Source organism: Streptomyces sp. NPDC107471 (assembly GCF_055582845.1).
Genome location: NZ_JBVJPC010000011.1, coordinates 221,169 through 247,865 on the forward strand (window position 1 = coordinate 221,169; position 26,697 = coordinate 247,865).

Annotated in this window: 18 protein-coding genes; 5 read left to right on the forward strand and 13 right to left on the reverse strand. The window is 73.6% G+C overall.

Annotated elements, in window-relative coordinates:
- Positions 1-7 precede the first annotated feature (7 nt).
- Positions 8-460 (forward strand): VOC family protein, encoded by a 453-nt coding sequence (locus tag ACZ66S_RS32780; protein WP_469905189.1) that lies wholly within the window; start codon positions 8-10, stop codon positions 458-460.
- Positions 461-478: 18 nt separating this feature from the next.
- Positions 479-1,153: a TMEM175 family protein gene (locus ACZ66S_RS32785; protein ID WP_469905190.1), complete on the forward strand. Its 675-nt coding sequence runs from the start codon at positions 479-481 to the stop codon at positions 1,151-1,153.
- 19 nt (positions 1,154-1,172) lie between these two features.
- On the opposite strand, the gene ACZ66S_RS32790 is transcribed toward ACZ66S_RS32785, so the two are convergent.
- From ACZ66S_RS32790 to paaA, 9 genes are all read right to left on the reverse strand, one after another.
- Complete coding sequence (locus tag ACZ66S_RS32790; protein WP_469905191.1) at positions 1,173-2,432, reverse strand: kynureninase; 1,260 nt, start codon at positions 2,430-2,432, stop codon at positions 1,173-1,175.
- Entirely contained in the window at positions 2,429-3,277 is an 849-nt protein-coding gene (locus ACZ66S_RS32795; protein WP_469905192.1) for an alpha/beta hydrolase, read from the reverse strand. Before ACZ66S_RS32795 ends, ACZ66S_RS32790 begins: the two co-directional genes overlap by 4 nt.
- Positions 3,267-4,115 carry a tryptophan 2,3-dioxygenase gene (locus tag ACZ66S_RS32800; RefSeq protein ID WP_469905193.1) on the reverse strand — a complete coding sequence of 283 codons (849 nt, stop codon included), beginning with the start codon at positions 4,113-4,115 and terminating at the stop codon, positions 3,267-3,269. The genes ACZ66S_RS32795 and ACZ66S_RS32800 overlap by 11 nt, the downstream gene beginning before the upstream one ends.
- 25 nt (positions 4,116-4,140) lie before the next feature.
- Complete coding sequence (locus ACZ66S_RS32805; RefSeq protein ID WP_469905194.1) at positions 4,141-4,917, reverse strand: SDR family oxidoreductase; 777 nt, start codon at positions 4,915-4,917, stop codon at positions 4,141-4,143.
- A gap of 174 nt (positions 4,918-5,091) precedes the next feature.
- Positions 5,092-6,225 (reverse strand): 2Fe-2S iron-sulfur cluster-binding protein, encoded by a 1,134-nt coding sequence (locus ACZ66S_RS32810; RefSeq protein ID WP_469905195.1) that lies wholly within the window; start codon positions 6,223-6,225, stop codon positions 5,092-5,094.
- Positions 6,226-6,233: 8 nt separating this feature from the next.
- Positions 6,234-6,701: a 1,2-phenylacetyl-CoA epoxidase subunit PaaD gene (paaD, locus tag ACZ66S_RS32815; RefSeq protein ID WP_469905196.1), complete on the reverse strand. Its 468-nt coding sequence runs from the start codon at positions 6,699-6,701 to the stop codon at positions 6,234-6,236.
- An 89-nt stretch (positions 6,702-6,790) separates the two neighbouring features.
- Entirely contained in the window at positions 6,791-7,582 is a 792-nt protein-coding gene (paaC, locus tag ACZ66S_RS32820) for a 1,2-phenylacetyl-CoA epoxidase subunit PaaC (RefSeq protein WP_469905261.1), read from the reverse strand.
- Between the two features lie 10 nt (positions 7,583-7,592).
- Positions 7,593-7,904 carry a 1,2-phenylacetyl-CoA epoxidase subunit PaaB gene (gene paaB / locus ACZ66S_RS32825; RefSeq protein WP_469905197.1) on the reverse strand — a complete coding sequence of 104 codons (312 nt, stop codon included), beginning with the start codon at positions 7,902-7,904 and terminating at the stop codon, positions 7,593-7,595.
- Complete coding sequence (paaA, locus tag ACZ66S_RS32830) at positions 7,901-8,923, reverse strand: 1,2-phenylacetyl-CoA epoxidase subunit PaaA (RefSeq protein ID WP_469905198.1); 1,023 nt, start codon at positions 8,921-8,923, stop codon at positions 7,901-7,903. Before paaA ends, paaB begins: the two co-directional genes overlap by 4 nt.
- Positions 8,924-9,727: 804 nt before the next feature.
- Between paaA and ACZ66S_RS32835 the strand changes: the two genes are divergently transcribed.
- From ACZ66S_RS32835 to ACZ66S_RS32845, 3 genes are all read left to right on the forward strand, one after another.
- Positions 9,728-9,976, forward strand: coding sequence for an acyl carrier protein (locus ACZ66S_RS32835; RefSeq protein ID WP_077799511.1), 249 nt, complete (start codon positions 9,728-9,730; stop codon positions 9,974-9,976).
- Positions 9,976-11,460 carry a class I adenylate-forming enzyme family protein gene (locus tag ACZ66S_RS32840; protein ID WP_469905262.1) on the forward strand — a complete coding sequence of 495 codons (1,485 nt, stop codon included), beginning with the start codon at positions 9,976-9,978 and terminating at the stop codon, positions 11,458-11,460. The genes ACZ66S_RS32835 and ACZ66S_RS32840 overlap by 1 nt, the downstream gene beginning before the upstream one ends.
- Before the next feature lie 307 nt (positions 11,461-11,767).
- Positions 11,768-12,394 (forward strand): 4'-phosphopantetheinyl transferase, encoded by a 627-nt coding sequence (locus ACZ66S_RS32845; protein ID WP_469905199.1) that lies wholly within the window; start codon positions 11,768-11,770, stop codon positions 12,392-12,394.
- A 48-nt stretch (positions 12,395-12,442) separates the two neighbouring features.
- Here the strand turns inward: ACZ66S_RS32845 and ACZ66S_RS32850 are convergent, their stop codons facing one another.
- From ACZ66S_RS32850 to ACZ66S_RS32865, 4 genes are all read right to left on the reverse strand, one after another.
- A complete protein-coding gene (locus ACZ66S_RS32850; protein ID WP_469905200.1) occupies positions 12,443-12,640 on the reverse strand; it encodes an antitoxin in 198 nt (65 codons plus the stop codon).
- 67 nt (positions 12,641-12,707) lie between these two features.
- Positions 12,708-13,937, reverse strand: a complete 1,230-nt coding sequence (ccrA, locus tag ACZ66S_RS32855) for a crotonyl-CoA carboxylase/reductase (protein ID WP_469905201.1) — start codon at positions 13,935-13,937, stop codon at positions 12,708-12,710.
- Positions 13,938-13,959: 22 nt separating this feature from the next.
- On the reverse strand, positions 13,960-17,850 hold the full coding sequence (locus ACZ66S_RS32860) for a type I polyketide synthase (protein ID WP_469905202.1): 3,891 nt from the start codon (positions 17,848-17,850) through the stop codon (positions 13,960-13,962).
- Positions 17,843-26,485 carry an amino acid adenylation domain-containing protein gene (locus ACZ66S_RS32865; protein WP_469905203.1) on the reverse strand — a complete coding sequence of 2,881 codons (8,643 nt, stop codon included), beginning with the start codon at positions 26,483-26,485 and terminating at the stop codon, positions 17,843-17,845. The genes ACZ66S_RS32860 and ACZ66S_RS32865 overlap by 8 nt, the downstream gene beginning before the upstream one ends.
- Positions 26,486-26,697 lie beyond the last annotated feature (212 nt).

Consider the following 26,697-nt stretch of genomic DNA (forward strand, 5'->3'; position numbering starts at 1 on the left):
GTGCCTGATGGACTACAACCTCGAAGTCGTCACTCTCCCGGTTCACGACGTGGACCATTCGCTCGCCTTCTACACAGAGAAGGCCGGCTTCAACCTGGACGTCGACTATCAACCCAACGACGCCTTCCGGGTGGTCCAACTGACGCCGCCCGGGTCGGCTTGCTCGGTCCAGATCGGCCTCGACCTCACTGACGCACCAGCCGGGACAGCCCGTGCCCTCTGCCTCGCCGTCACCGACCTCCGGGCAGCCCACCTGCAACTCACCGAACGCGGCCTACAGGTCAGCGACATCCGGCACAAGAGGTCCGTCGCGGACTGGCAGGGGGACTGGGAACCCGGGCTCGATCCTGAGCACCGGGACTACGCCAGCGTCGCCGACTTCACCGACCCGGACGGCAACACATGGATCCTCCAGGAAATCGGCCACCAGCAGGCGAGCACTGCACCAGGCTACGAATGACTAGGAATCCAGGCAGCCATGACGAAGGCCAGTGACACACCGAAGGAAGCGGAAGGCGAGGCGACCTCGTTCGGCGTCGTACGCGACACCGGTCGCCTGGTCATGTTCAGCGACGGCATCATTGCCATCGCCATCACTCTTCTGGTGCTGGAGATCCCCCCGCCCCACGACACACGTCACCTCTGGCACAGCCTGGCGGAGTTGTGGCCGTCGTACTTCGCCTACGTCCTCACCTTCCTGCTGATCGGACAGGTGTGGGCCAACCACCACATCATGTTCGACCACGTGCGCAGTGCCGACCGCGTGGTGCTCTTCCTGAACACGCTGCTCCTGATGGACGTCGCCTTTCTGCCGTTCTCCGCTTCCGTACTGGCCGAGGCGTTCCGAGACGGACACGGTCAACGCGCCGCCGTGGTCCTGCACGGCACCGCCTTCGGGATCCTGGCAGTGCTCTTCAACCTCATCTGGGGATACGTGCGTCGCGGCCGCCGGCTGCTCACACCTGTCATCGACGCGGCCGGCGTGGCCGCCATCACCCGGCGCTTCCGCCTCGCCGTGATCTGGCTCGCCGCGGGAACCGTACTGGGCGCCGTCCTCCCCGTGCTCGGAGTGGCGGTGATCGCAGCCTTCATCGCCTTCTACTGGCTGCCCATCACGGGCGAGACCGCCGTCCGAGGGGGATCGCAGCGATAACCCGGCCGGCCCGGCCCGGTCAGGTCACCGGCCCCGCGATACGCGGCTCCGGGTCGTACGCGGACTGTTCTGTGAGGTCGTGCAGGCGGGTGGCGGCGGTGAGCATGTCCTGGTGGGTGGTGTACAGGGCGTTGACGCCGAAGCGGAGCAGGTCGGGGGCGCGCATGTCCGCGATGATTCCGTGGTTCGCGAGGGCGGCGGTGAGGCCGCGGGCGTGGGTGTGGCGGAGGGTGATCTGGCTGCCGCGACGGGCGGGGTCGGCCGGGGTGACGGGGGTGAAGCCCAGGGGAGTGAGCAGTTGCTCCACGCAGTGGAGGAAGAAGCCGGTCAGGGACAGGCTCTTGGTGCGGACCTGGACCAGGTCGACACCGTCGAAGGCGGTGAGAGCCGCTTCGAGGGCGAGGAGGGACAGGATCGGCGGGGTGCCGATGCGGGCGCGGGCGATGCCGGGGGCTGGCGTGTACTCGCGGGCGAGAGCGAACGGGTCGGCGTGGCCCGTCCAGCCCGGCAACGGGGTTTCCAGCGTGGTGTGGTGGCGTCGGGCGACGTAGAGGAAGGCGGGGGCGCCGGGTCCGCCGGAGAGGAACTTGTAGCCGCAGCCGACCGCCAGGTCCACGCCCAGGCCGTCGACGTCCAGGGGTAGTGCACCGGCGGCGTGGCACAGATCCCACAGCGCGAGGGCGCCCGCGTCGTGGGCGGCTCGGGTCAGCGCCCGCATGTCGTACAGCTCGCCGGTGCGGTAGTCGACGGGTGAGTAGCTGACGACTGCGACCCGCCTGCCCTCGGCCGCGAGGAAGTGCGGAAGGTCCGCCGGGGGTACGTGCCGCACCTCCAGGTCGCGGCGGCGGGCGACCGCGTCGGCGAGGTAGCGGTCGGTCGGGAAGTGCCCGGGGTCGGTGACCAGCAGCGGCCGGTCCGGGCGGAGTGCGGCGGCCGCGTCGAGTGCCGTGAAGAGCTGCACGCTGGTGGAGTCGCCGGCGACCGTCTGTCTCGGCGCCGCCCCGATGAGCGCGCCGACGGCGTCGCCGACGCGCAGCGGCGCCTCCCACCAACCGGCCTCGTTCCAGGAGCCGATGAGCCCGGTACCCCACTGCCGTCGTACGACGTCGTCCAGGGCCGCCGGCACGGCGGCGGGCAGCGGGCCCAGGGAGTTGCCGTCGAGATACACGACGTCCGGCGGGAGCAGGAAGCGGGTCCGGAGGTCGGACAGGGTGTCGGCGGCGTCGAGCTGTGCGGCCTGCTCGTGCAGGGTGGCGGTTGCGGAGAGTGCGGTGGTCATCGGTGTGCGGCCTCCTCGTGCGTGCGGCCGGCGTCCGCCGGGGGGAAGGCGGCCGCCATGTCCCGGAGGGTGTCGGCGACCGCCCGGGCGCCGGGTGCCCCGGGTTCGATCAGGGTGTAGTGGCCGGTGCCGGGCAGGACGACCGTCCTGAGGTCCTGGTGCACGGCCGCGTAGTCGCTGAACTGCGTGAGGGGGACCTCCTCGTCCGCGGCACCGTGCAGGAGCACGGTGGGCACGCCCGTGGTCCCCGCGTCGCGCAGCAGGCTGAGGGGGTCGACTTCGGGCAGGCGGGCGGTGAAGTGCTCCTCGCCGCCGAGGAGTTGCAGGGCGGCGTCGTTGCTGAGGCGGTCGCGGCGGGTGGCGGTGAGGTCGGTGATCGGGGCGAGGGCGAGCACGCTCGTCGGCAGGTTGCGGGTGTGCCAGCGGGAGTCGGGCGGCAGCAGGCCCCGGGCGGCGCACCACAGGGCCAGGTGCCCGCCGGAGCAGTGGCCTGCCAGGACGTAGGGGCGCCCGTCGGGCAACGTGTCCACGATGCGGGCGATGTCGTCGAAGGTCTCGGGATAGCCGCCCGCGCCTCCGGAACGTCTGAAGCCCGGGAGCAGGACGTCGAACCCCTGCGTGGACAGCCAGGCCGCGAACGGGGTCAGGTGCATCCGGTCGTAGCGCCAGTAGCCGCCGTGCAGGAGGATCACCAGCGGGGCGTTGGGGTCCTCGGACGGCCAGGCGTCGTAGGACTGGTGGGGGTGGTCGCCGTAGCGGCCGTGCACCGGTGCCAGGACCGGCTTCAGGCTCAGGACGCGCTGTTCCTCCTCGGCCGCGAAGGCGGAGATCGTCCTAGACGTCACCGCGCACCTCCCACAGTTCGGGGAAGACCGGCCGGGCCGCTCGCTGTTCGAGCCAGGCGAGTCCCGCGGATCCGGCGCTGCCGGGTTTGGCTCCCATGGCGCGGCGGACCACCAGGACGTGGTCGAACCGCCAGCGCGTGACGAGTTCGGCGATGTCGGTGAGCAGTTCGCCCAGCGCGAGGTGGGGGTGGTGCTGCGGTCCGGCGTAGACGTGCCTCCATGCCTCCACCACGCCGGGGTCGCTGTCGTAGGGGCGGGTCACGTCGCGTTCACGGACGTGCGCCGGGACCGGCAGGCCCTGGCGGTGGAGGTAGGCCAGCACATCGTCGTACAGGGACGGTTCGCGGTAGGTCTCGGCCAGCGCCTCGTGGACGGCCGGGTCGCCGCGGTGGGCGCGCAGCAGCCCGGCGGACTTGTCGCCGAGGAGGAACTCCATGTGCCGGTACATCGCCGACTGGAAGCCCGAGGCCCGGCCGAACGCGGCCCTGAAGCCGTTGAACTGGGCAGGAGTCAGGGCGGCGATGGGCGCCCAGGCGCCGTTCAGAGCGGTCAGTGCGCGGCGGCTGCGCACCAGCGCGTCCATGGCGGCGGGCAGGTCGTCCTTGGCGAAGGCGACCTTGGCGGTGCGCCACTCGTGCACGATCAGCGTGAACCACAGCTCCATCACCTGGGTGGTGACGAGGAAGCCCATCTCGTCCGGGGCCTCGGTGAGCGGCTGCTGCAGCGTGTTGAGGACGGAGGCGTGCACATACGTGTCGTAGGGGCTGGCGCCGTCGAAGGGGCAGGTCAGGGCGTCTTCGGTCGCCGGTGCGTCGAGGGTGGTCGTGCGGACGTTCATCACATCTCCTAGGGGTGCGGAGGGGTCACACACCGAGGTGGGCGCCGCCGGAGGCGTCGATCCACTGACCGGTCATCCAGCGGGCGTCGTCGCTCGCGACGAAGGAGACGACGTCCGCGATGTCCACCGGGTCGCCGAGCCGGCCGAACGTGGAGGCCTCGGAGTAGCGGCGGCGGATCTCCGGGACGGCGAGCGTGGGGTTGATCTCCGTCTCGGTGTAGCCGGGTGCGACGGCGTTGACGGTGATGCCGCGGGGGCCGAGTTCCTGGGCCAGGGAGAGGGTGAGGTAGTCGAGGGCGGCCTTGGTCATGGTGTAGGAGACGATCGCCGGGAAGGCGACGCGGGTCGCGACGGAGGAGATGTTGACGATCCTGCCGCCGTCCCGCAGGCGGTCCAGTCCGCGCTGGATGATGAAGAACGGCGCCTTGGTGTTGATGGCGAAGACGCGGTCGTAGTCGGCCTCGGTCACCTGGGCGAGCGGGCGGGGGACGGTGATGCCCGCGTTGTTGACGAGGATGTCCAGGCCCGCCGGGGCGTCCTGCTCCGCCAGGGCGTCGTCGAAGGCGGACCACAGGGTGTCGGCGTCGCCGGGGACGCCGAGTTCGGCGTGGACCGGGAAGGCGCGGCCGCCCTCGGCCTGGATCTCCTTGACGGTCCGCTCGGCCGCCGTCAGGTCGTGGCCGTAGTGGACCGCGACGAGGGCGCCCTCACGGGCCAAACGGTGACTGATGGCTCTGCCGATGCCCCGGCTGCCTCCGGTGACCAGGGCGGTCTTCCCCGTGTGGCGGGCGGTGGCGGTCATCGTGGGTCTCCTTCGTTGCAGAGTGACGTGGCGGTGGCGGCTGCGGTGGGCGATCGACGTCGAACGGGATCTCGGGTGCGCTTCGCGCGTCGACATTGAGGGCGATCGCCGGATGGGGTCTCGGGTGTACCTAGGGCGTCGAGGGCGACTGTCGAACGGGGTCTCGAAAGCGCGTCAGGCGTCGAAGTCGAGGGCGATCTCGGAGGTGCGGGGTCGGGCGCGGCAGACGAGGGTGTAGCCGGCGGCGCGGTCGCGTTCGTCCAGGGCGTGCTGGCCGTCCGCCGTCACCTGTCCGTAGACGACCTTCGCGCGGCAACTCCCGCACACGCCCTCACGGCAGGCGTAGGGCACGTCGGGGTGGCTGCGCAGCAGTGCGTCGAGCAGGACAGGGTCCTCCGGCAGGACGGTGGCGGCGCGGCGACGCCCGTCGAGCAGGGCGGTGACCCGGTACTCGCCCGCCCTCGGTGACTGCGTGACCGGCTCCGGTTCCGGTGGCCGCGTGCCGTCGGCGGTGAACAACTCCCAGCGGACGAGCGAGGGTTCTGCCCCCAGTTCGGCCAGCACGTGCCGTGCGGTGGCGACGAGGCCGGGCGGTCCGCACAGGGCGAACGTGGTGTCCGGTCCCGGGCGGGCGTCCACGGCCGCCAGCAGCCGACGCACCCCGGACGCGTCCAGCCGCCGGGCGAGCGGACCGTTCCCGCTCCCCCGGTCCTCCCGCGTCAGCACGTACAGGACGGTGAGACGGTCGACGAACTCGTCCTTGAGCTCCGCCAGTTCATCGGCGAGTACGGCGTCGGCGGAGGTGCGGACCGAGTGGACGAGGCTGACCCGGCAGGCCGGGTCACTGCGCAGGGCGTGGGCGGCCATCGGGGCCATCGGGGTGATGCCGGTGCCGCCCGCGAGGAGGACGTGGTGGGCACCCGGCAACCGAGGCAGGGCGAAGCTGCCGGTGGGCGCGGACAGTTCCAGGCGCGCGCCCGGTACGAGCCGGGTGGTGGCGTGCTCGCCGAAGCCGCCGGGGCCGGAGCGCTTGATCACCAGGCGGAGTGCGGTCGGAGTGTACGGCGGCGGACAGATCGAGTAGCTGCGGCGCAGTTCGGCGCCGGCCTGTCGGTGCCGGACGACGACGTGCTGGCCGGGGTGGTGGGCGAAGACGTCGCGCAGGCCGCTGGGCACGTGCAGGGTGACGGCGACCGTGTCGGTGCTCAGGTGAAGGACCTCGGTGACGTCCAGCGGGTGCCAGCCGGAGCGGCGGGGCGGAGCGCCGGCCGGTGCCTCGTCGAGCAGGGCGGGTGGGGCGGTGTTCACGGTGTGCCTCACAGCGCGGTCAGGTGGGGGAAGGGCTCGCGGCACGCCGTGCACCACAGCACCGACTGGCAGCGGGCCGGTCCGAAGGTGCTGTGCAGCCGGGTGGCCCGTGAGCCGCAGTGCGGGCAGGGCACGGCACCCAGCGCGACGGGTACGGGGCTTGCGGGCGCCGGGGTCACGGGTGGGGCGATGCCGTGCGCGGCAAGGGCGCGGCGCCCCTCGGGGGTGATGCGGTCTGTCGTCCAGGGGGGTGTCAGGACGTGCCGGACGCGGCCGTCGGGGTGGCCGCACGCGGTCAGCACCTCCCGCACGGCGGCGGTGATCTCGGGCAGCGCGGGGCACCCCAGGTAGGTGGGCGTGATCTCCACCTCCAGTTCGCCGTCGGCGCCGGGGGCGACGCGGCCCACCACGCCGAGGTCGCCGAGGCCGATCACGGGCAGTTCCGGGTCCGGGAGCGCGGCGACCCGCTCACGCACTTCCGCGGCGGAGAGGGGGGCCGCGGCCGACGCGGAAGCGGATGCGGGCGCGGGCGAAGATGCGGGCGCGGAAGCGGATGTGGGCGCGCTCACCAAGTACCTCCGGGGAACTGCCGCCGCACTGACTGCAGTTCGGCGATCAGGGGACCGAACTCCTCGGTGTGCAGGCCCGCGCGGCCGCCGGTGGCCGACCAAGTGGGAGTGGGCACGGTGAGTCCCGCCTCGGTGACGACGTCGTTGACTCGCGCGAGCCATGTGTCGCGCAGGGGTGCCGGGGAGGGGACGGCGCCGGACGCGGCCAGGCGGCGCAGGACGTCGTCCTCCTCGAAGAGTTCGCCGGTGTAGGGCCACACCCTCTCCAGGGCGTGGCGCATGCGGCGCGCGCTCTCGGCGGTGCCGCGTCCCAGCGTCACCGTCCAGCGGTCGGCGTGCAGCCGGTGGAAGGCGACCTCCTTGGCGGCCCGGGTCCCGAACGCGGCGAGTTCTGCGTCGGCGCAGTGCGCGAGGCTCTCGTAGTAGAGGACGGCGTAGTGGGTGTAGGCGAGCTGCCGGGCCACGGTCACGGCGAAGTCGCCGTTGGGCAGCTCGGCCAGCAGGGCGTTGGTGAACTCGCGTTCCGAGCGCGCGTACGCGAGGTCGTCCTCGGTGCGGCCGGTTCCGTCGAGGCGGCCGGCGCGGGTGAACAGCGCGCGGGCGTGGCCGATCAGGTCGAGGGCGATGTTGGACAGGGCCAGGTCCTCGTCGATGGTCGGCGCGCGGGTGATCCACTGGCACAGCCGCTGCCCGAGGACGAGGGCGTCGTCGCCCAGTCGCGTCAGGTGCCGGGCCAGGTCGGGACCCGCGGCGTACGGCGATCCGCTCGGCAGGGTGCCGGGACGCACCGCCGCGACCTCACTCGTGGTGCTCACCTTCGGGGCCTTTCTCGGTCAGCGGCGCGTAGTGCTCGGGGTAGCGGTACGGCTTGTGGTGGGCGCCCGCGAAGTACGGGTCGCGTTCGTCCGGGGAGGCGGTGTGCACGGCGTCGGAACGGACCACCCACAGCGACAGGGGTTCGCCCCGGCGCGTGTACAGGTCGCGGGCGGCGGCCAGTGCCGCGTCCGGGCCGGCGGCGCGCACCGAACCGACGTGCTGGTGCGCCAGGCCCCTGCGGGCGCGCAGGAACACCTCCCAGGAGGCCAGCGCGCCCTCCCGTGCCGCGCTCACGCGGCGGCTCCCCGCGGCTCGTCCGTCCTCTCGGCGTACGCCACGGCGGCCTCCCTGACCCAGGCACCGTCCTCGTGCGCGGCCAGACGGTTCGCGATGCGCTGGCGCGCCCAGTGCGTGTCGTCGCCCAGTGCCTTGCGGTAGGTGTCCCAGTCGACGGGCGTGAAGTCGTAGTGGCCGCGCTCCTCGTTCCAGCGGATCGCCGGGTCGGGCAGCGTCAGGCCGAGCCGCTCGGCCTGCGGGACACAGGTGTCGACGAAACGCTGGCGCAGCTCGTCGTTGGTGTGGCGCTTGATGCCCCAGGCCATCGCTCGGCGGGAGACCGCGGCCCCCAGTGCGGCGGTCCGCGCGTCGGCGCCGCCCGCCTCGGTGTCGGGCGGCCCGAACATCAGCGCCACCGCCGGCAGCCACCAGCGGTTCACCGCGTCCTGCGCCATCTCCTTCTGTTCCGGCGTCCCCTCGCACAGGGCGCGCATCAGGTCGTAGCCCTGGCGCACGTGGAAGGCCTCCTCCTGGCAGACGCGGCGCATCGCCCGGGCGTAGGGCCCGTAGGACGTACGGCACAGGGGTGCCTGGTTGATGACGGCGGCGCCGTCCGTCAGCCAGGCGATGGCCCCGGTGTCCGCCCAGGTCAGCGCGGGATGGTTGAAGGTGGCCGAGGCGCGTTGGCGGCCGTGGTGCAGGGCGTCCAGCAGATCGGCGCGGTCCACGCCGAGCGTTTCGGCGGCGGAGTACAGGTACAGGCCGTGCCCGGCCTCGTCCTGGACCTTGGCGAGCAGGACCGACTTGCGGTGCAGGGACGGGGCTCGGGTCAGCCAGGCACCCTCCGGCTGCATGCCGATGATCTCGGAGTGGGCGTGCTGGGCGATCTGACGGACCAGCATGCGACGGTAGCCGTCGGGCATCCAGTCACGCGGTTCGATCGTCTCACCGTCGGCAATGAGCGCGTCGAAGTGGGCGAGCGGGTCGTCCTCGTCCGGGGTGGTGGGGGTGCTGGGGGTGCTGGTCGAGGCGGTCATCGGGCACCGCCGGGGCGTGCGGCGACCGAAGTTGGGGTCTCGTGCTTCCGCACACCGCCCGGGCATTCGGCGAGCCGCGTGAGGGCCTCGCACTCCCGGACACCGCCCGGCCGTCCGGCAACCCGCGTAACGGCGTCACGCTCCCGGACACCGCCCGGCCATCCCGCGACCCACATGAACGCGTCGCGCTCCCAGACGCCGCCCGGCCATCCGGCGCCCCGCCTAACGGTCTCGCGCTCCTGCACACCACCTGGGCGTCCCACGACTCGCGTGGCGGTGCCGTGCCCCCGCACAGCGCCCGGCCGTCCCGCGACCCGCGTGGCGGCCTCGCACTCCCGCACACCACCTGGGCGTCCGGCAACCCTCGTAACGGCGTCACGCCCCCGGATACCGCCCGGCCGTCCCGCGACCCGCATGACGCCGTCGCGCTCCCAGACATTGCCCAGGTGCCCGACGACCCGCGTGGCGGCGTCACGCTCACGGACACCGCCCGAGCATGCGGCGACCGTCTCAACGCTGCCGTGCTGCGGGTACCGTCCCGGGGCCCGGACCCGTACCGGCTGCCTGGGCACGCTCATCACTCCTTCGGTTCGGCATCCGCCCGCGCGGGGCGCCGGGCGGAGGGGGTGGCTTCGTTGCGGTAAGAGGCCGGGCGGGCGGCCCGGCTATCCCCGCCGGGTGAGGTTCGGGCGCGTGACAAAGCTCACGGGGCGGCCCGGGGAGTGAGGACGGGCGCGGCCGCCTCTTGAGGGGGTGACAGTCGTAGACCGCGGCGGCCGGCACGCCGAGGCGAAAGGGGAAACCATGAGCACCATCAGGGAGTTGCTGGTCGAACTCACCGGCACCGTCGAGTACGCCGACCGGATCGGCGACGACGCCGACCTGGCCGCCAGCGGCATCGACTCCGGGGACCTGGTGCGCCTGGTCCTGCTGGTCGAGCAGCGACTCGGGGTCGAGATCACGGCCGAGGACATGGAGGAGCTGCGCACGATCGGCGACTACGAGCGTTTCGTGGCCGAGCGCGCGGGCGCCGGCGCGAGCGGCGGTGCGTGATGTGGCTGACGCAGTTGCTGGAGCGCAACCGCCAGTGTCGGCCCGGCCGGGTCGCGCTGGTGGACGACGAGCGCAGCGTCACCTGGGCCGAGTTGCACGACCGCACGCTGCAACTGGCGTACGGCCTTGCGGAGTTGGGCATCGAGCGAGGTGATCGGGTGGCCGTGCTCTCCAAGGACCGGATCGAGGTCCTGGAGAGCTACTTCGCGCTGGCCCGGCTCGGCGCCCTGTTCGTGCCGCTGAACCACAGCCTCGCCGAGCCCGAGGTCGCCGGGATCGTCGAGCGGGTCGGCGCGGTGGCCGTCCTCGGCGAGTCCGAACTGCTGGACCGCCACGCCGGTCTGCCCGACTCGGTCCGGATCCGGGTGGCCTTCGACAAGCCCGCCTTCGCGACGCTGGGCGCCCTGGCCGCCGAGCGGGACCTGCCGGACGTCGCCGACACGGACCCGATCGCCGTACTGCACACCTCGGCGACCACCGGCCAGGCCAAGGGAGTGACGGTCGACAACGCGTCGTTCCGCGCGATCGCCCTCGGCTGGCTGGTGATGGCCCGCCCCACCGACGACATCGTCATGGTCAACTGCTGCCCGCTCTACCACGGCAGCATGGTCGTGTCCCTCACCTACCTGGCGGCCGGCGCGACGGTCGTGCTGATGCCCGGGTTCACCCCGCAGCGGGCGCTGTCGGCGGTGGAGCGGCACCGCGCCACACACATGTGGCTGGTGCCGCAGATGCTGCGCTTCATGCTCCAGGCGAAGGCGTCCGCGCACACCGACCTGTCCTCCCTGCGGGAGGTGCTGTACGGGGCCGCCCCCATGCCGCTCGACGTCTACGCGGACGCGGTCGAGCGGCTCGGGTGCGGCTTCCGGCAGGTGTACGGCATGACGGAGGTGGGCGGCCCGTTCGTCACACTGGGTCCCGACGAGCACCCCGCGCCGGGGGACGTCACCGCCCGCATCCCGTGCGGACGGGTCGTGCCGGGCATGTCCGCCCGTGCCGTCGACGAGGCCGGCCGGGAACTGCCGCCCGGCGAGATCGGCGAGATCGTGGTGCGCGGTCCTGGCGTCATGCAGGGCTACTGGAACGACCCCGAGGCCACGAACGAGATCACCCGCGACGGCTGGATCAGGACGGGTGACCTCGGCTTCATGGACGACGAGGGTCGTATCAGCCTGGTGGACCGCACCAAGGACGTGATCATCCGGGCGGGGCAGAACGTCTACCCCTCGGAGATCGAGCGCGCCCTCATGACCCACCCGGCGGTCCGGGACGCGGCGGTCGTCGGCATGCCCGACGAGGACTACGGCGAGGTGCCGCTGGCCTACGTCGCCCTGGACGCCGGCGCGGAGGCGGGCACCGTGGAGTTGCTCGCACACGTCGCGGGGCTGCTCGCGCCGTACAAGCGGCCGCGCCGGGTGGAGTTCATCGAGCAGGTGCCGCGCAATCCCGCCGGAAAGATCATCAAGAAGCTGCTGCGGGTATGAGCGCGAGCGAGGGCGGACGGCGATGACCGAGCGCCCGACACACTCCGGGCCGGCCACATTGCGAACGCGCTGGCCGGCCCGAGCCGGTGCGGACCTCGCGGCGGCGGCGTAGAAGGGCGGGACAACTATGAGGGCGGGCCGGGACCTCGTATCGGCAGCTCAAGGCAACGGGAGACGTACGGGTTCGCCCCAGGACGGTGAAGAGCCCGCCGGGCGGGCACAGACCGTCGTAGCGCCCGTTCGAACCTCCCCGTCCGAGCACCGGTCCCCCAAGTCAGCCTGCCACCACGGCCAACCGCTGCCGAAGGTGATCACTGAGCTGGCCGCGCTGCGCAACAGCCTTCTCGCCGCCGGGCTGGGCCTCGGCGTCGCGGCCGTGTCCGAACCGGACGCGGAACCCGCCGGGCCGGCCGAGGCGGCTGCCGCGGCGGCGATGCCGGCGCGACGGCGACTGGAGTTCCTGGCCGGTCGGCGGGCCGCCCGCAGGGCCCTTCGCGCAGTGGGGCTCGACTGCGGTGAGATCCCTCGCTCGGGGCGCCTGCCGGTGTTCCCGCCGGGCCGGGCCGCGTCGATCACGCACAGTGCGGGGATCGCCGTTGCCGTGGCATGCGGTCCCGGCCGCACGCTGCCCCTCGGCTGTGACCTGGAGCTACGGCCACTCCCCCGCGCGGCGGCCCGTCTGGTGCTGCGCACGGACGAAGAGCCGCTCCTCGCGTCCTGGCCGGTGACCGCCTTGTTCTCCGCCAAGGAGGCAGCCTGGAAAGCCCTGGCGGTGGCGGAGGGGGGCCTGCGGGATCTACGGCTTTCTCCCCGCGGGGACGAACTGCGTGTCTGCCTTCGCTCCGAGCCCGCGCGCGCCGTACGGGTGCGGGTCGCGCCCGTGGGAGCGGGAGTCTTCAGCCACGTGGCCGGCCCGGACGCCACCCGAAGCTGACCGGAAACCGCCCGCCCCCGGTACGCCGGGGACGGGCGGGGCGACGGGTCAGCGCTCCGGCGTCGTGCCGCCGTCCTGGTAGGACCGCCGCACCGCGTCGGCCGCCTTGTCGGTCTGGCCGTCGTACTTGTTGCCCGTGCGCTCGTCGACCATGCGCTCGGCGCCCGAGACGCCCTTGTCCGCCTGGTCGGGGTGGCCCTTGGCCATCTCCTTGGCCTTGTTCATCATGTCGCCCAGCTTGCCCATGGGGGGTACCTCCGGGAGTGCGGGTACGTCGTACCCCGCCGCAGGTACCCCTCCCACGGAGTGCGAATCACCCCATGTCGCCCACACGAGCCGCCATGTTCCCCGCGGGGTGCCGGTTGTCGTGGATGAGCTGGTGAGCGAGGCCGATCTCGTCGAAGTCGAAGGTCCTGGACAAGCAGGGATCGATGATTCCCTGGTCGATCAGCCGGGTGACCTCACGTGCTTCCCGTGCCGTGGCGACGTGCGAGCCCTGCAGCCGCTTCTGCCGCATCCACAGGAAACGCAGGTCGACGTCACCGTTGTAGCCGGTGGTGCCGCCGCACAGCACGACCATGCCGCCGTTGTCGCACAGGTACAGGGACGTGGGGACGGTGTCGGCACCTGAGTGTTCCAGCACGATGCGCGGGCTGCGGCGCTCCCCCAGCACGTCCCAGAAGGCCCGTCCGAAGGCCCGGGCCCCCGACAGCCAGCGTGCCATGGCCGCTTCGTCGGAGGTGTCCGGCAGCCGCCCCCAGTGGTCGAACCTCCTGCGGTCGATGAAGCCCTCGGCGCCCAGCTTGAGGCAGAACTCGCCGCGTTCCTCGCTGGAGACGACGGCGACGGGGATGCCGCCGACGTGCCGGACGAGCTGGATGGCGATGCAGCCCAGTCCGCCGGCGCCACCCCAGATCAGCACCGGGTCGCCGGGGCGGACCGTGTGCGGCGGCCAGCCGAAGAGCTGGCGGTAGGCGGTGGCGGCGGTCGCCATGTAGCAGGCGGCCTCCGTCCAGGACAGCCGGGCGGGCTTGGGGTGGCACATGTAGTCGTCGACGACGGCGAACTGGGCGAAGGAGCCGTAGTTCTCCTCGTAGCCCCACACCCGCTGGCTTGCGGACCAGGTGGGGTCGCCGCCGAGGCGGATGTCCTCGGCCTTCTCGTCCCAGCGGTTGGCGAGGACGACGACCTCGTCGCCGAGCTTCACCCCGCGTACGTCCTCGCCGACCGCCCACACGATGCCGGACAGGTCGGAGCCGCCGATGTGGAAGTCCTCGGTGGCGCCCGCCTTCTGCCGGGCGGCGATCACGTCGAGCGGCGAACCGAGCGCCGCCCAGACGTTGTTGTAGTTGATGCCGGCCGCCATCACCTTCACCAGGACCTGGCCGCGCCGCACGGGCGGGACGTCGACCACCTCGGTGCGGAAGGCGTCGACGGGCTGTCCGTAGCGCTCACGGCGGATGAGCGAGGCGTACATCTTCTTCGGGGCGGTGCCGATCTCGGGCGCGTCACCGAGTTCGTAGAGGTCCTGGGTCGCTTGCACGCTGGTTCTCCTCGACGCGGGTTCACGGGGAAGGGGGTGTGCAGGCGCGGTCGTCGAGGCCGCGCAGTGCCTTCGCGACCGCTTCGCCGATGCGGGCGATGGGTTCGGGTTCGGTCATCTCGTAGTGGCCGCAGGGCACGCGGTGGTCGTGGAGGGTTCCGTCGACGTGGGGCCGCCAGCTATCGGCCTTGCCGGGCAGCACCGCCAGGTCGGCCGGGTGTTCGGTGTGCCGTTCCTCGGCTGCGCTGAAGAACAGCACGTCTCCGCGGTAGGTGCCGGGCGCGAACTCGGGCGCGATGCGCAGGTTGTTGCGCATGACGGCGGCGATGGCCGCAGCCTCGGCCCGGGTGACGGGGACGCTCGCGGGATCGGCCGCGACGCGGGCGTCGATCCGGTCCAGGACCGTTTCCACGGGGGCCTGTACGTCGACAGGGAGGCCGGCCACCCGGGACAGCAGGGCCCCGACCTGGCGTTCCACGGCGTCGGCGTCGTGCGCGGTGCCGTGCGGCTGGGGTGCGTCGAGCATGGCGAGCAGTTCCACCCGTTCACCGTCGCGTTGCAGGGCGCAGGCCATGGCGTGGGCGACGAATCCGCCGTACGACCAGCCCAACAGCCGGTACGGGCCGCGGGGTTGCACCTCGCGCACCAGGTCGAGGTAGTGGGCGACCATGGCGGCGGCGTCCGGTGCGGGCGGCCGGGTGCCGTCGAGGCCCGCGGCCTGGATGCCGTACACGGGCTGGTCGCCGCCGAGGTGGGGCAGCAGGCCGGTGTAACGCCAGGCGACCCCGGCGCCGGGGTGGACGCAGAACAGGGGTGTGGCGCTGCCCTCGGCGCGCAGCGGCAGCAGCGGGCCGAGCGCGGAGGAGGTGCCCTGCGGTGTCCTGTCGTCCGGCTGGTCGGCCGCGGCGAGGACTCCGGCCACGGTGGGCGCGGCCAGCAGGGTCGCCGCGGGGACGTCGAGGACACCGGCCTGGCGCATCCGGCCGGCCAGCAGCACGGCGCGCATCGAGTCGCCGCCGAGGTCGAAGAAGTTGTCGTGCACGCCGATGCCGCCGATGCCGAGGGTTTCCTCCCAGAGCTGGGCGACCTCCCGTTCGCGGTCGTCGCGGGGCGGTACGTGCTCGGTCGTCAGCCGGGGCCGGGGGGCGAGGCCGGAGCCGCCCGCTGTCGTGGTGTCGTCGGAGGCGGCGGGCTCGGTCCGGGCGCCGGGCGCGTCGATCCAGTGGCGGTGGCGCTCGAAGGCGTACGGGGGCAGCGGCACCCGCCGGGGTGTGCCCGGCACCGGGGGCAGGGCGCTGTCCACACCCGCGCTCCACAGCCGTCCCAGCGCCTCGGCGAGGACGAACCCGTCGGACGCCTCGGCCTTGGCATGACGCATGGTCGTCACCGTCACCGGTGTGTGGTCGGTGAGGCGGCCGGTGGCGAGCTTGGTCAGCGTGTCGCCCGGTCCGATCTCCACCAGGACGGGGTGCAGCCGGTCCCACAGGGCGGTGATGCCGTCGGCGAACCGCACGGTGTCGCGGGTGTGGGCGAGCCAGTGCTTGACGGAGGTGGCCTGGGCGTCCGTGACCCAGGTGCCGGTGACGTTGGTGACGTACGGGATGCGCGGGGGGCGCAGGGTGACCTGGCGCAGATGGCTCTCGTAGGCCGGCAGGACCGGGTCGAGGACGTGGGAGTGGACCGCGACGGGGATGCGCAGCCGGCGGAACGGGACGCCGCGGCGGGTGAGTTCGGTCTCGAAGCGGGTGACGGCGTCGAGGTGCCCGGCGACCGTGCAGGCGCTGGGGCCGTTGACGGCGGCCAGGGACAGGTCTGCGTCGAGCAGCGGTCGGATGTCCTCGGCCGGGGCGGCCACGCCGACAGTGGCTCCGCCGGCGGAGCTGATGAGCCGGATGCGTTCGGTGACCAGGGGCAGCATGTCGGCGAGGTCGATGACGCCGGCCAGGCAGGCGGCCGTGTACTCGCCGAGCGAGTGCCCGATCAGCGCGTCGGGGCGCACGCCCGACTCCATGAGCGTGCGGGCCAGGGCGTACTCGGTGACGACGAGCCCGAGGAACGCGGTGAGGTCGTCGGGTCGTCGCTCCTCGAACAGGGCGGTGCGCAGTTCGGTGCCGAGGACGGGCCGCAGGATGCGGGCGCACTCGTCGACGGTGTCGCGGTAGACGGCCTGGTCGCGGTACAGCTCCTTGCCCATGCCCGGGTACTGGGTGCCGCCGCCGGGCAGCAGGAACGCCACCCGGGCAGGGTCGTCGGTGAGCGGCGGGGTGGCCGGGGCCGCGGAGCGCAGCGCGTCCAGGGCCTCTTCGCGGGTGGCCGCCGTGACGGTGAACCGGTGGCGCTGTGCGGGTCGGTCGGTGCGCAGGGAGTGGGCCACGTCGTCCAGACGCAGCTCGGGCCGGCGTTCGAGGTGCCGGGCGAGTGCGGCGGCCTGGCCGTGCAGGGCGCCGGCGGTGCGTGCGGACAGGGGCAGCACCAGGCGGCGGCCGTCGTGGGGCGGACGCGGCGGGGCAGGAGGGGTGCGGGGGGCTTCCTCCAGGACGACGTGCGCGTTGGTGCCGCCGATGCCGAAGGCGCTGACGGCCGCCCGGCGGGGGTGGTCGCCCTCGGGCCAGTCCTCCAGGGCGGTGGGCACGCGGAAGGGGCTCGTATCGAAGTCGATGAGCGGGTTGGGACGCTCGAAGTGCAGGCTCGGCGGGATCTGCCGGTGTTCCAGGGCCAGGACGGCCTTGATGAGTCCGGCGATGCCGGCGGCGGCTCCGAGGTGGCCGATGTTGGTCTTGACCGAGCCGAGGGCGCAGAACCCGGTGCGGTCCGTGCTGTGCCGGAAGGCCTCCGTCAGGGCGGACACCTCGATCGGGTCGCCGAGCTTGGTGGCGGTGCCGTGCGCCTCGATCAGGCCGATGGTGGCGGCGTCGACCTCGGCCTGGGCCTGCGCGGCGAGGATGACCTCGGTCTGTCCGGCGGCGCTGGGCGCGCTGAAGCCGACCTTGCGCCGGCCGTCGTTGTTGACGGCGCTGCCCCGGATGACGGCCCGGATGCGGTCGCCGTCTACGAGGGCGTCCTCGAGGCGTTTGAGCACGACGGCTCCCACGCCGTCGCCGGAGGAGGTGCCGGCGGCATCGGCGGCGAAGGCGCGGCAGTGCCCGTCGGGCGAGAACGGCCCGTCGGGTACGTGGCGGTAGCCCAGTACGGCGGAGGGGTTGAGGGAGACGGCGGCGGCGAGCGCGGTGTCGCAGCGGTGGTCCAGCAGGTCCTGGCAGGCGGTGTGCACGGCGACCAGCGCGGTGGAGCAGGCGGTCTGGAGCGACACGCTGGGTCCGGTGAGGCCCAGTTCGTAGGAGACGCGGGTGGCGAGGGTGCCCAGCGAGTTGGCGGTGGCGGCGTGGACGAGCGCCACCGAGCCGGGCTGTCCGGCGTAGCGGGGGTGGACGTGGGCCGGGTAGTAGCGGCTGTCGCCGGCCCCGGCGTACACGCCGAACGCCTCCCCCGAGCGGTCGCCGCCGAGGCAGCCGGCGTCCTCCAGGGCGTGGTAGGCCGTCTCCAGCAGCAGCCGCTGCTGCGGGTCGACCACGGCGGCCTCGGCGGGGCTGTAGCCGAAGAACCCGGAGTCGAAGCGGTCGATGCCGTCGACGACGGACGCCATGCGGACCAGTGCCGGGTCGTCGAGGTCGCGCGGGTCGCCGCCGGCGGCGAGGAACTCCTCGTCGCTGACGGGCCGTACGGACTCCCGGCCGGCCGCGAGGTTGTCCCAGAAGGCGTCGAGGTCGTCGGCGCCGGGGAAGCGGCCCGCCATGCCGATGACGGCGACGGCGGGCAGGTCGTCGTCGTGGGGTGCGGTGGTCTCGTGCACGGGCTGTGCCTCGTCCTCTCCCGGTTCGGTGGTGTACGGGGTGCTGTCGGTCCGCTCAGGCATGGCCGCGGTCCTTGCCCTGGCGGGCGGAGCGGCGGGCGCGGGCCGCGCGTTGACGGCGGGCCTGTTCCCGGGCGCGGTCCAGGCCGTCGCCGGTCTCCGGCCGGGCGGTCCCCTCGGCGTCGGCCTCGGGGCCCGTACCGGTGGCCGACAGGTGGCGGGCCAGGTCCCGGACGGTGGGGTGCGCGAACAGGTCGACGACCGACAGCTCGCTGCCGAAGACGCGGTTGACGGCGCTCTGGGCGGTCACCAGGAGCAGGGAGTTGCCGCCCAGGTCGAAGAAGTTGTCGTCCAGACCCACCTGGTCGCGGTCGAGGACCTCGCGCCACACCTGGGCCAGCCGGCCCTCCAGGCGCCGCAGGTCCTCTTCCGCCGCCGGCCCGTCGGAACCGGCGCTCGTGCCCGCCGAGCGCAGCGTCCACGCGTCCTCGGAGAGGCCGGTCGCCTGGGCGCTGCCTGCCGCGGCCCGGTACAGGGCGCCCAGGTCGGTGCCGTCCTCCAGGCCGACGCGGGCGGCCAGGCGCCGGGTCTGGCGCGCGGGTGCCACCACGTGGCTGCACACCCAGGGGGCGGTGCGGTCGGCGCCGATCAGCAGGTGCGGCTCGTCCAGGGTGCGGGCGTAGTCGAACGAGCGCAGCGCGGCGGGCGGGTCGAGCAACCGGTAGCCCCGGGCCTCGGTGAGGGCGGTGAGACCGTAGCCGCGGCTCATGCCACGCTCGCGCCACATGCTCCAGGCCAGCGACTGCGCGGGCAGGCCCAGGCTGCGGCGGTACCCGGCGAGGGCGTCGAGGCAGGCGTTGGCGGCGGCGTAGGCGGCGTTCATGGCACCGCCGAAGAAGCCGTTCACCGAGGAGAAGGTGACGAAGGAGACGTGCGGTTGGCCGGCGGTGAGCCGGTGCAGCGTCCACGCTCCGTGCACCTTCGCCGCCAGCGCCCGGCGCCAGGTGGTGGTGTCCAGTTCGCGCACGGGGCGTTCGACGAGCGTGCCGGCCAGGTGCAGCACCGACGTCAGGGGTACGCCCCAGGCTGCGGCGGCGGCCTCGACGGCGGCCCGCACCTGGTTCTCGTCGGTGACGTCGGCGCGGGTGTAGCGGACCTCTCCGCGTTCGCGCAGCCCCGGCAGCGCGTCGGCCTCGTCCTCGGGGGTGCGGCCCAGGATCAGCAGCCGGGTGCCGGGGGTGCGCAGCAGGTGGGCGGCGAGCTCGGTGCCCACGCCTCCGAGGCCGCCGGTGAGCAGGGTGAAACCGTCGCGCGCGGGCGGTTCCGCGCGGGAGGGGGTCTCGGGCAGGGGGGCGAGGCGGCGTACGTAGCGGTGTCCGGCGCGGTAGGCGACGTCCGCGCCGTCCTCGGTGTGCGCCGCCTCGGCCGTCAGAACGGCCGACGGGTCCGTGGCGTCGTCGGCGGGCAGGTCGAGGTGCCTGACCCGCAGCGCACCGGACTCCTCGGCCAGCGACTTCAGGAGGGCTACGGCCATGGCGTGCGCCGGTGCGGGCCGGTCGCCGGGGTGCACGGCCTGGGCACCCGCCGACACGTACACCAGGTCCACGGGGCGCTGCGGGCCGGGCCGCTCGGCGAGGGCCCGGGCGAACACCAGCAGCCGCTCCACGCCCGCCGTGTCGTCGGGCGCCACCGGGGACTCTTCCGTGCCGCGGAGCCCGTCGAGGTACAGGACGGCGTCGACGGGCCGCTCGTCGTCCGCCAACCGGTCCAGCATCGCGGCGTGGTCGGAGCTCTCCTCGGGTCGCAGCCGGTAGTGCGCGGCGTCCACCCGGGCGTACGCGGTCGCGTCCTCGGCCACCGTGCACAGGCCGCCCTCCCGGCGCAGCGCGTCGGCGAGCCGTTGCGCGAGCGCGCCGACCTGCGGGTCGCCGCCCGCCAGGACGAGGGTGTGCCGGCCCGGTGCCGTGGCGGGGGCGTCGGGGCGTTCCGCCCGCTGCCACACCGGGCGCAGGAACCAGTCGGGGACGGTGGCCGCCGTGCCCAGCAGCACCTGGGTGCGGCGTACCTCCTCGTCGAAGTCGCCCGCTTCGAAGCTCTTGCGCAGCTTGGTGCGCTGGATCTTGCCGATCTCCGTCTTGGGCACGGCGTCCCGCGGCACCGGGATGAGGAACGCCGGGCTGACACCGATCTCCCGGGTGACCTTCCCGGCGATCTCGCGCAGGGCGCGGGCCGGGTCCGCGTCGGCCTCGGGGGTGAGGTGCAGGAACAGGGCGAGTTCGTCGGTGGGCGAGGCGGGGTCGGTGCGCACCGCTACCGCGGCGGTGAAACTCCGCTCCGCGTAAGGGAGTTCCTCGACGCAGGCTTCGATCTCGTGGCTGTAGTGGTTGACGCCGTTGACGATGATGACGTCCTTGGCGCGACCGGTGATGTAGAGCTCGCCGTCGCGCAGGAACGCCAGGTCGCCGGTGTCGAACCAGCCGTCTTCGGTGAACGCCTCGGCGTTGGCGGCCGGGTTGTCGTGGTAGCCGCCGGTCACCGAGGTGCCGCGGACCTGGAAGCGGCCCGCCTCGCCCTCGGTGAGGACGGTGCCCTGTTCGTCGACGATCCGCATGGCGAAGCCCGGGTAGGGGCGGCCGCAGCTCACGAACACGCCCTCGCCGGGGACCGGTTGGGCGGGCAGGACGGCGTCGGTGACCACGGAGCAGGTCTCGGACATGCCCCAGCCGGGGTGCATGACGTCCTGCGGCAGGCCGAACGGCTTCAGCGTGTGCAGGAAGGAGCGGGCCGCCGAGGCGACGACGACCTCGCCGGCGTTCATCACCAGCCGCATCGGCGAGAGGTCCCAGTTCCGGCCGGTGAAGCGGTGGGACTGTTCGGCCAGGAGCCCGAAGGCGAAGTTGGGCGCCCAGATGACGGTGACCCGGTGCCGGTCGGCGAGGTCCATCCAGCGCAGCGGGTCCTGAAGGATCCAGGAGGTGGGGGCGTGGATCTGGCGGCAGCCCAGATACACGTCGCGCAGGTGGAACATGACCACACCGGTGACGTGGTCGAGCGGGATCCAGTTCAGGGAGACGTCGTCGGCGCCGAGGCCGTTGAGCTGCTCGGTGGCGGCCGAGCGGGTCAGCACGTTGCGGTGGGTGAGCCGTACCGCCTTGGGCAGGCCGGTGCTGCCGGACGTCATCAGCATCAGCATCAGGTCGTCGGGCCGGGCGGGGTGCCAGTCGTGGTCCTCGGGCGCGTCGCGCAGCGCGTCGGCCGTGGTGATGCGCGGCCCGGGCCAGTCCTGCCGGGCGGCGACCGCGCGCAGCCCGGCCTCGCGGCCGGCGGAGCTGACGATCCAGGGCCGGCCGAGCATCCGCCAGATGCCCTCCAGCTTGGTCAGTGCCGCGGAGGGGGTGTCGTAGGAGGCGGGGACGGTCAGGGGGACGGCGACGAAGCCGCCGAGGACGCAGCCCCACAGCACGGCGAGGAAGTCCTCGGTGACATCGCACTGGAGGATGACCTGGTCGCCCGGGCGCAGGCCGGCCCGGCGCAGCCCTGCCAGGACGCGGGACGCTTCGGGGATCAGGGAGGCGTAGGTGCGCCGGTGCTCGCTGCCGTCGGCGTGGACGTGGACGATGTCGCCCTTGTCCCGTGCGGCGGCGCGGCGCAGGGCTTCGGCCCAGCTCGGCACGGACGGTTCGGTGAGGGCGGGGCCCTCGCTGACGGCCGGGACGGCGCTGTCCGTGTCGGGGCGGGTGGTGGGGGCGGTTGCGGCGGGGCGGTCGGGCAGGCCGGTGTGGCGGCGGTCGAGTTCCCCGGGGGCGTTCTCCACCGTCACGTCGACGCTGGTGACGCCGGGAAGGTCGGCCAGCCGCTCCCGCCATGTGCCGGCCGCGGTCGCGTCGACGGCGGGCAGGGCACCCAGCGCCGTGCTGTCGATGCCGCCGTCCTCGGTGCGGGGCAGGGCGTTGACCGCCGTGACGCGGACGGAGCCATGGCCCGCGCGCTCCAGGAACTCCTCGACGCGTTCGGCGGCGTCGGACCGCCCGGGCACCACGAACAGGCGGGTCGGGGCGTCGCCGCGGCCGGGCAGCACATAGGCGTCACGAATGCCGGGCACGGACCGGGCGGCGTCCGCCGGGCCGGCTGTGTCGGTCGCGGCCGGGGCGGGGGTGCGCTCGCCGAGCGCGGGCAACTGCCCAAGGCGGACGGCGGGTTCGGCGCTCACCGTGCGCAGGACGTCGTGCAGGGCGTGGGCGAACGCCTCGGCGGTCCGGGCGTCGTAGAGGTCGGTGGCGTACTCGACGTGCAGCGTCAGCCCGTCGGGGGCGCCCGTGGCGTCGTGGCGCTGCAGGACGTCGACGAACAGGTCGAACTTGGCGGTGCCGGTGGCGGTGGGCCGCAACCGGGTGCGGGTGCCGTCGAGTTCGAGGACCGCGGGCGCGTTGTTCTGCAGGGCCAGCATCACCTGGAACAGGGGGTGACGGCCGGGCGTGCGGGGCGGGTTGAGGTCCTCCACCAGCCGGTCGAAGGGCAGGTCCTGGTGGTCCAGAGCGGCCAGGTCGGCGGTGCGCAGCCGCGCGAGGAGGTCCAGGAAGGCGGGGTCGCCGGAGGTGTCGGCGCGCAGCACCAGGGTGTTGGTGATCAGGCCGATCAGCGGGTCGAGACCAGGTTCGGTGCGACCGGCGACGGGGGTGCCCAGGACGATGTCCTCGCCGGCGCCGCAGCGGGTGAGCAAGGCGCTGACGGCGGCGTGCAGCACCATGAACAGGCTGGCGCCCTCGCGGTCGGCCAGGCGCAGCAGCGCGCGGTGCAGATCGGTGTCGACGGCGACCTCGACGTGCGCGCCCCTGCCGCGCGGTGCGGTGGGCCGGGGCCGGTCGCCGGGCAGGGTGCACTCCTCGGGCACGCCGTCCAGCGCGGTGCGCCAGTGGGCGGTGAGCCGCTCCAGGCGGCCCGGGCCGTCGGGCCCCGGAGCGAGCAGGGCGCGCTGCCACAGCGCGTAGTCGGCGTACTGCACCGTCAGCGGGGCCCACTCGGGTGCCCGGCCCGCCCGGCGGGCCGCGTAGGCGGCGGACAGGTCGGCGGCGAAGGGGGCGAGCGACCAGCCGTCGGCGGCGCTGTGGTGCAGCACGAACAGCAGGACCTGGTCGCTGCCGGTGCCCAACAGCCAAGCCGTCAGGGAGCTTTCGGCGGTCAGGTCGAAGCGGCGGAGCGAGGCGGCCCGGGCGTGGGCGCCGATCTCCGCGGCGGGGCAGTCGACGCGCCGCAGCACCGGGCGCAGCTCTCCGGGCGCCAGGATGCGCTGGAAGGCCACCCCGTCGTGCTCGGCGATCACCGTGCGCAGGATCTCGTGCCGGTCGGCCAGGTCCCCGAGGGCGGCCTGGAGCGCTTCCGTGTCCAGGTCGGCCCCTACCGGGACGACGAGCGGGATGTGGTAGGTGGCGGCGCCCTCGTCGAGCCGGTTGAGGAACCACATGCGTTCCTGGGCGAAGGACAGCGGCAGCCGCTGGGGGCGTGCGGCGGCACCGAGGACAGGCCGGGGCGGAGAGCCTTGGGTGCCTGCGGCGAGGCGTTCGGCCAGCGCGGCCGGGGTCGGTGTCTCGAACAGGGCGGTGATGGGGATCTCCGCGCCGGTCCGCTGCCTCAGTCGGGCCAACAGCCGGGTGGCGAGCAGGGAGTCGCCGCCCAGGTCGAAGAACCCGGCGTCGATGCCCACGGACTCGTGCGGCAGGTTCAGTACGTCCTCGAACAGGGCGCACACGAGGCTCTGTTGCGGTGTCGTCGGGCGGGCGCCGGACGCCGCGGCGGTGAAGTCGGGGTCGGGCAGGGCCTGCACGTCGAGTTTGCCGTTCGCGGTCAGCGGCAGGGAGTCCACGAGGACGCAGGCGGCCGGGACCATGTGCTCGGGCAGGTGCGCGGCCGCGTGGGTGCGCAGGCCGGCGGGGTCCGCGGGGGCGTCGCCGGAGGGGACGGTGTAGGCGACGAGGTGCAGGGCGCCGTTGCCTGCGCGGCGGGGTACGACGGCGGCTCGGGCGACGCCCGGGTGGGCGGTGAGGACGGCCTCGATCTCGCCGGGCTCGACGCGGAAGCCGCGCAACTGTATCTGGGCGTCGGCGCGGCCGAGGTAGTCGAGGGTGCCGTCGGGGCGGCGCCGGGCCAGGTCGCCCGAGCGGTACATGCGGGTGCCGGGCGGGCCGTAGGGGTCGTCGAGGAAGCGTTCCGCGGTCTGCTCGGGGCGGTTCAGGTAACCGGGGGCGACGCCGGCGCCGGAGACGTACATCTCCCCCGTCGCGCCGGGCGGCACCGGGCGCCCCTCCGCGTCCAGCAGATGCACCCGCAGGTCGGCGAGCGGTCGCCCGATGACGCTGATCCGGCGCGGGTCGTCCAGGTCGGCCTCGGTGAGGCGGTGGTGGGTGACGTGCACGGTGGTCTCGGTGATGCCGTACATGTTCACCAATGCCGGCCGGTCGAGGCCGTGCCGTTCGGCCCAGGGGCGCAGCCGCGCCGGGCGCAGGGCCTCCCCGCCGAAGACGATGTAGCGCAACGCCCCGCTGCCGCGGCCGTGTTCGAGGTCGGCGTCGACGAGCTGCTCGAAGGCGGACGGTGTCTGGTTGAGGACGGTCACGCCCTCGCGGTGCAGCAGGTCGAGGAAGTCGCGCGGCGAGCGGCTGACGGCATAGGGCACGACGACGAGACGGCCGCCGTGCAGCAGGGCGCCCCAGATCTCCCAGACGGAGAAGTCGAAGGCGTAGGAGTGGAACAGCGTCCACACGTCGTCGGCCCGGAAGTCGAACTGTTCGGCCGCGGCGGCGAAGAGGCGTGCGACGTTGGCGTGCGGCACGGGTACGCCCTTGGGGCGGCCGGTGGAGCCGGAGGTGTGGATGATGTACGCGGTGTCGGACGGGCTGAGCGGGCCGCGGCGTTCGGCGTCGGTCAGGTCGGTGCCGGAGCGGCGGGCGAGGTCCGCGGCCACTTGGGGGTCGTCCAGCAGCACGGTGGGGACGGCGTCCTGGGCGAGGTGGGCGTGGGCGTGCTCGGTGACGAGGACGACAGGGGCCGCGTCCTCGACGACCAGCCGCAGCCGCCCGGTCGGCTGACTGGGGTCCAGCGGCAGGTAGGCGGCGCCGGTCTTGAGGACGGCCAGCAGGGCAGGCAGCAGCCGGATGCCGCGTTCCAGGGCGAGCGCCACGACCCGGCCGGGTCCGGCGCCGTGCTCGGTCAGCAGCCGGGCGATCCGGTTGGCCTCGGCGTTGAGTTCCGCGTAGGTGAGCCGTTCCTCCCCGTGGCTGACGGCCGTGCGCTGCGGCCCGGCTGCCACCCGCTCCTCGAACAGCTCCGTGAGCGTCCGCTCCACCGGATACGTGTGCACGGGTGTGCCGTGGGGGTGTTCGCCCGGCAGCAGGAGGTCCAGGTCACCGAGCGCCGCGGCCGGTTCGGCTTCGGCCAGTTGGCGCAGCAGGGTGAGGAACCGGTCGCGGTGCAGCGCGAGTTCGTCTTCGTCGTACAGGGCGGGATTGGCGTCGAAGGCCAACCACAGTCCGCCGCCCCGGGGGCCGGGGCGGACCGAGATCTGGAGGTCGTCGACGGCTCCGCCGGACAGGTGGTGCCAGGTGGTGGGGTGCCCGCCGAAGAGCGGGGACTCGTCGAAGGGGACGATGTTCAGCACCGGCCCGTACAGCCGGCGTCCGGTGCCCAGCAGGCCCAGGTCGCGCCGGAGGAACTCGCCGCGGTAGCGCTGGTGGCGGCGCAGGGCCCGCAGTTCGTCGGCGACGGCCCGGGCCAGCTCCCCGACGCTCATGGCGGGGGCGGCGGCCACGCGCAGCGGCAGAACGTCCGAGGCGGTGCCGGGGGTGCGCAGGGCGGCGCTGCCCAGACGGCTCATCGTAGCCATGCCCAGCACCAGGTCGCGGGCGCCGGTCATCCGGTGCAGATAGGCGGCGGTCGCCGCGGTCAGCAGGTCGGTGCGCTGAACCCCGAGGCGGGCAGCTCCGGCGTCCAGGGCGGCGGTCTCGGCGGGCGTCAACTCGGCGGTGCGACGCAGGAAGGGCGCGACGGGCGGCGCCGTGCGGGAGGTGAGCCGGGCGGGCTCGGGCAGGTCGGCCAGGCGCCGCGCCCAGTGGTCACGGTCGCGGGCGAAACGGTCGGAGGCGAGGTAGGCCGCCTCCTCCTCCTGGAGCCGACGCACCGGAGCGAAGGCACAGGGCTCCGGTTGCCGGTCCTCGGCGAGCGCGTTGTACGTCTCGGCCAGGCGGCGCCCGAGGAGCTTGTAGCTGTAGCCGTCCAGGAGCAGGTGATGGGCCCTCAGCAGCCAGAGGTGACGGTCGGCGGCGAGAGTCAGCAGCGTGTGCGCGAACAGGGGGCCCTTCTCCGGGTCCGCCGGGGTCGCGAGGTCGGCGCGGACGTGCTCCCACGCGGCGGCCTCCGGATCGGCGGCGCCGCTGACGTCGGCCCGGTGCAGACTCCAGTCGTCCGCGTCCGGCGACGGGTGGCAGCGGGGGCCGTCGTCGGTGTCGGTGAACCGCAGGGCGAAGGTGTCGGCCTCGGCGACGACGCGCCGCAGCGCGGTCTCGAACAGGGCGGTGTCGAGCGGCCCGTGGATCTCCACGGCCTCCGCGGTGTTGTACGCGGCGCTGTCCGGTGCGAGCCGTCCGGCGTACCAGAGGCCCTCCTGGGCTCCGGACAGCGGTCGACGTGCGTCCTCCTGGAGTGACATAGCGCAACCCTCACGTGGCAAGCCGAAGATGTCCCGGACGGCGAAGGCCCGGCCGGATCGGACGGGTGCGGCCACCCCCGTGCCGTCCCCGCGCGGCGGGCGGCCGCACGTCAGGCACGGCACACAGGGGGAGAAGGGGCCGCACACCGGGGACAGGGCGGTCACGCCGACTGCCCCGGTTCACGGCACAGCACGTTGCTGCACCCGCACCG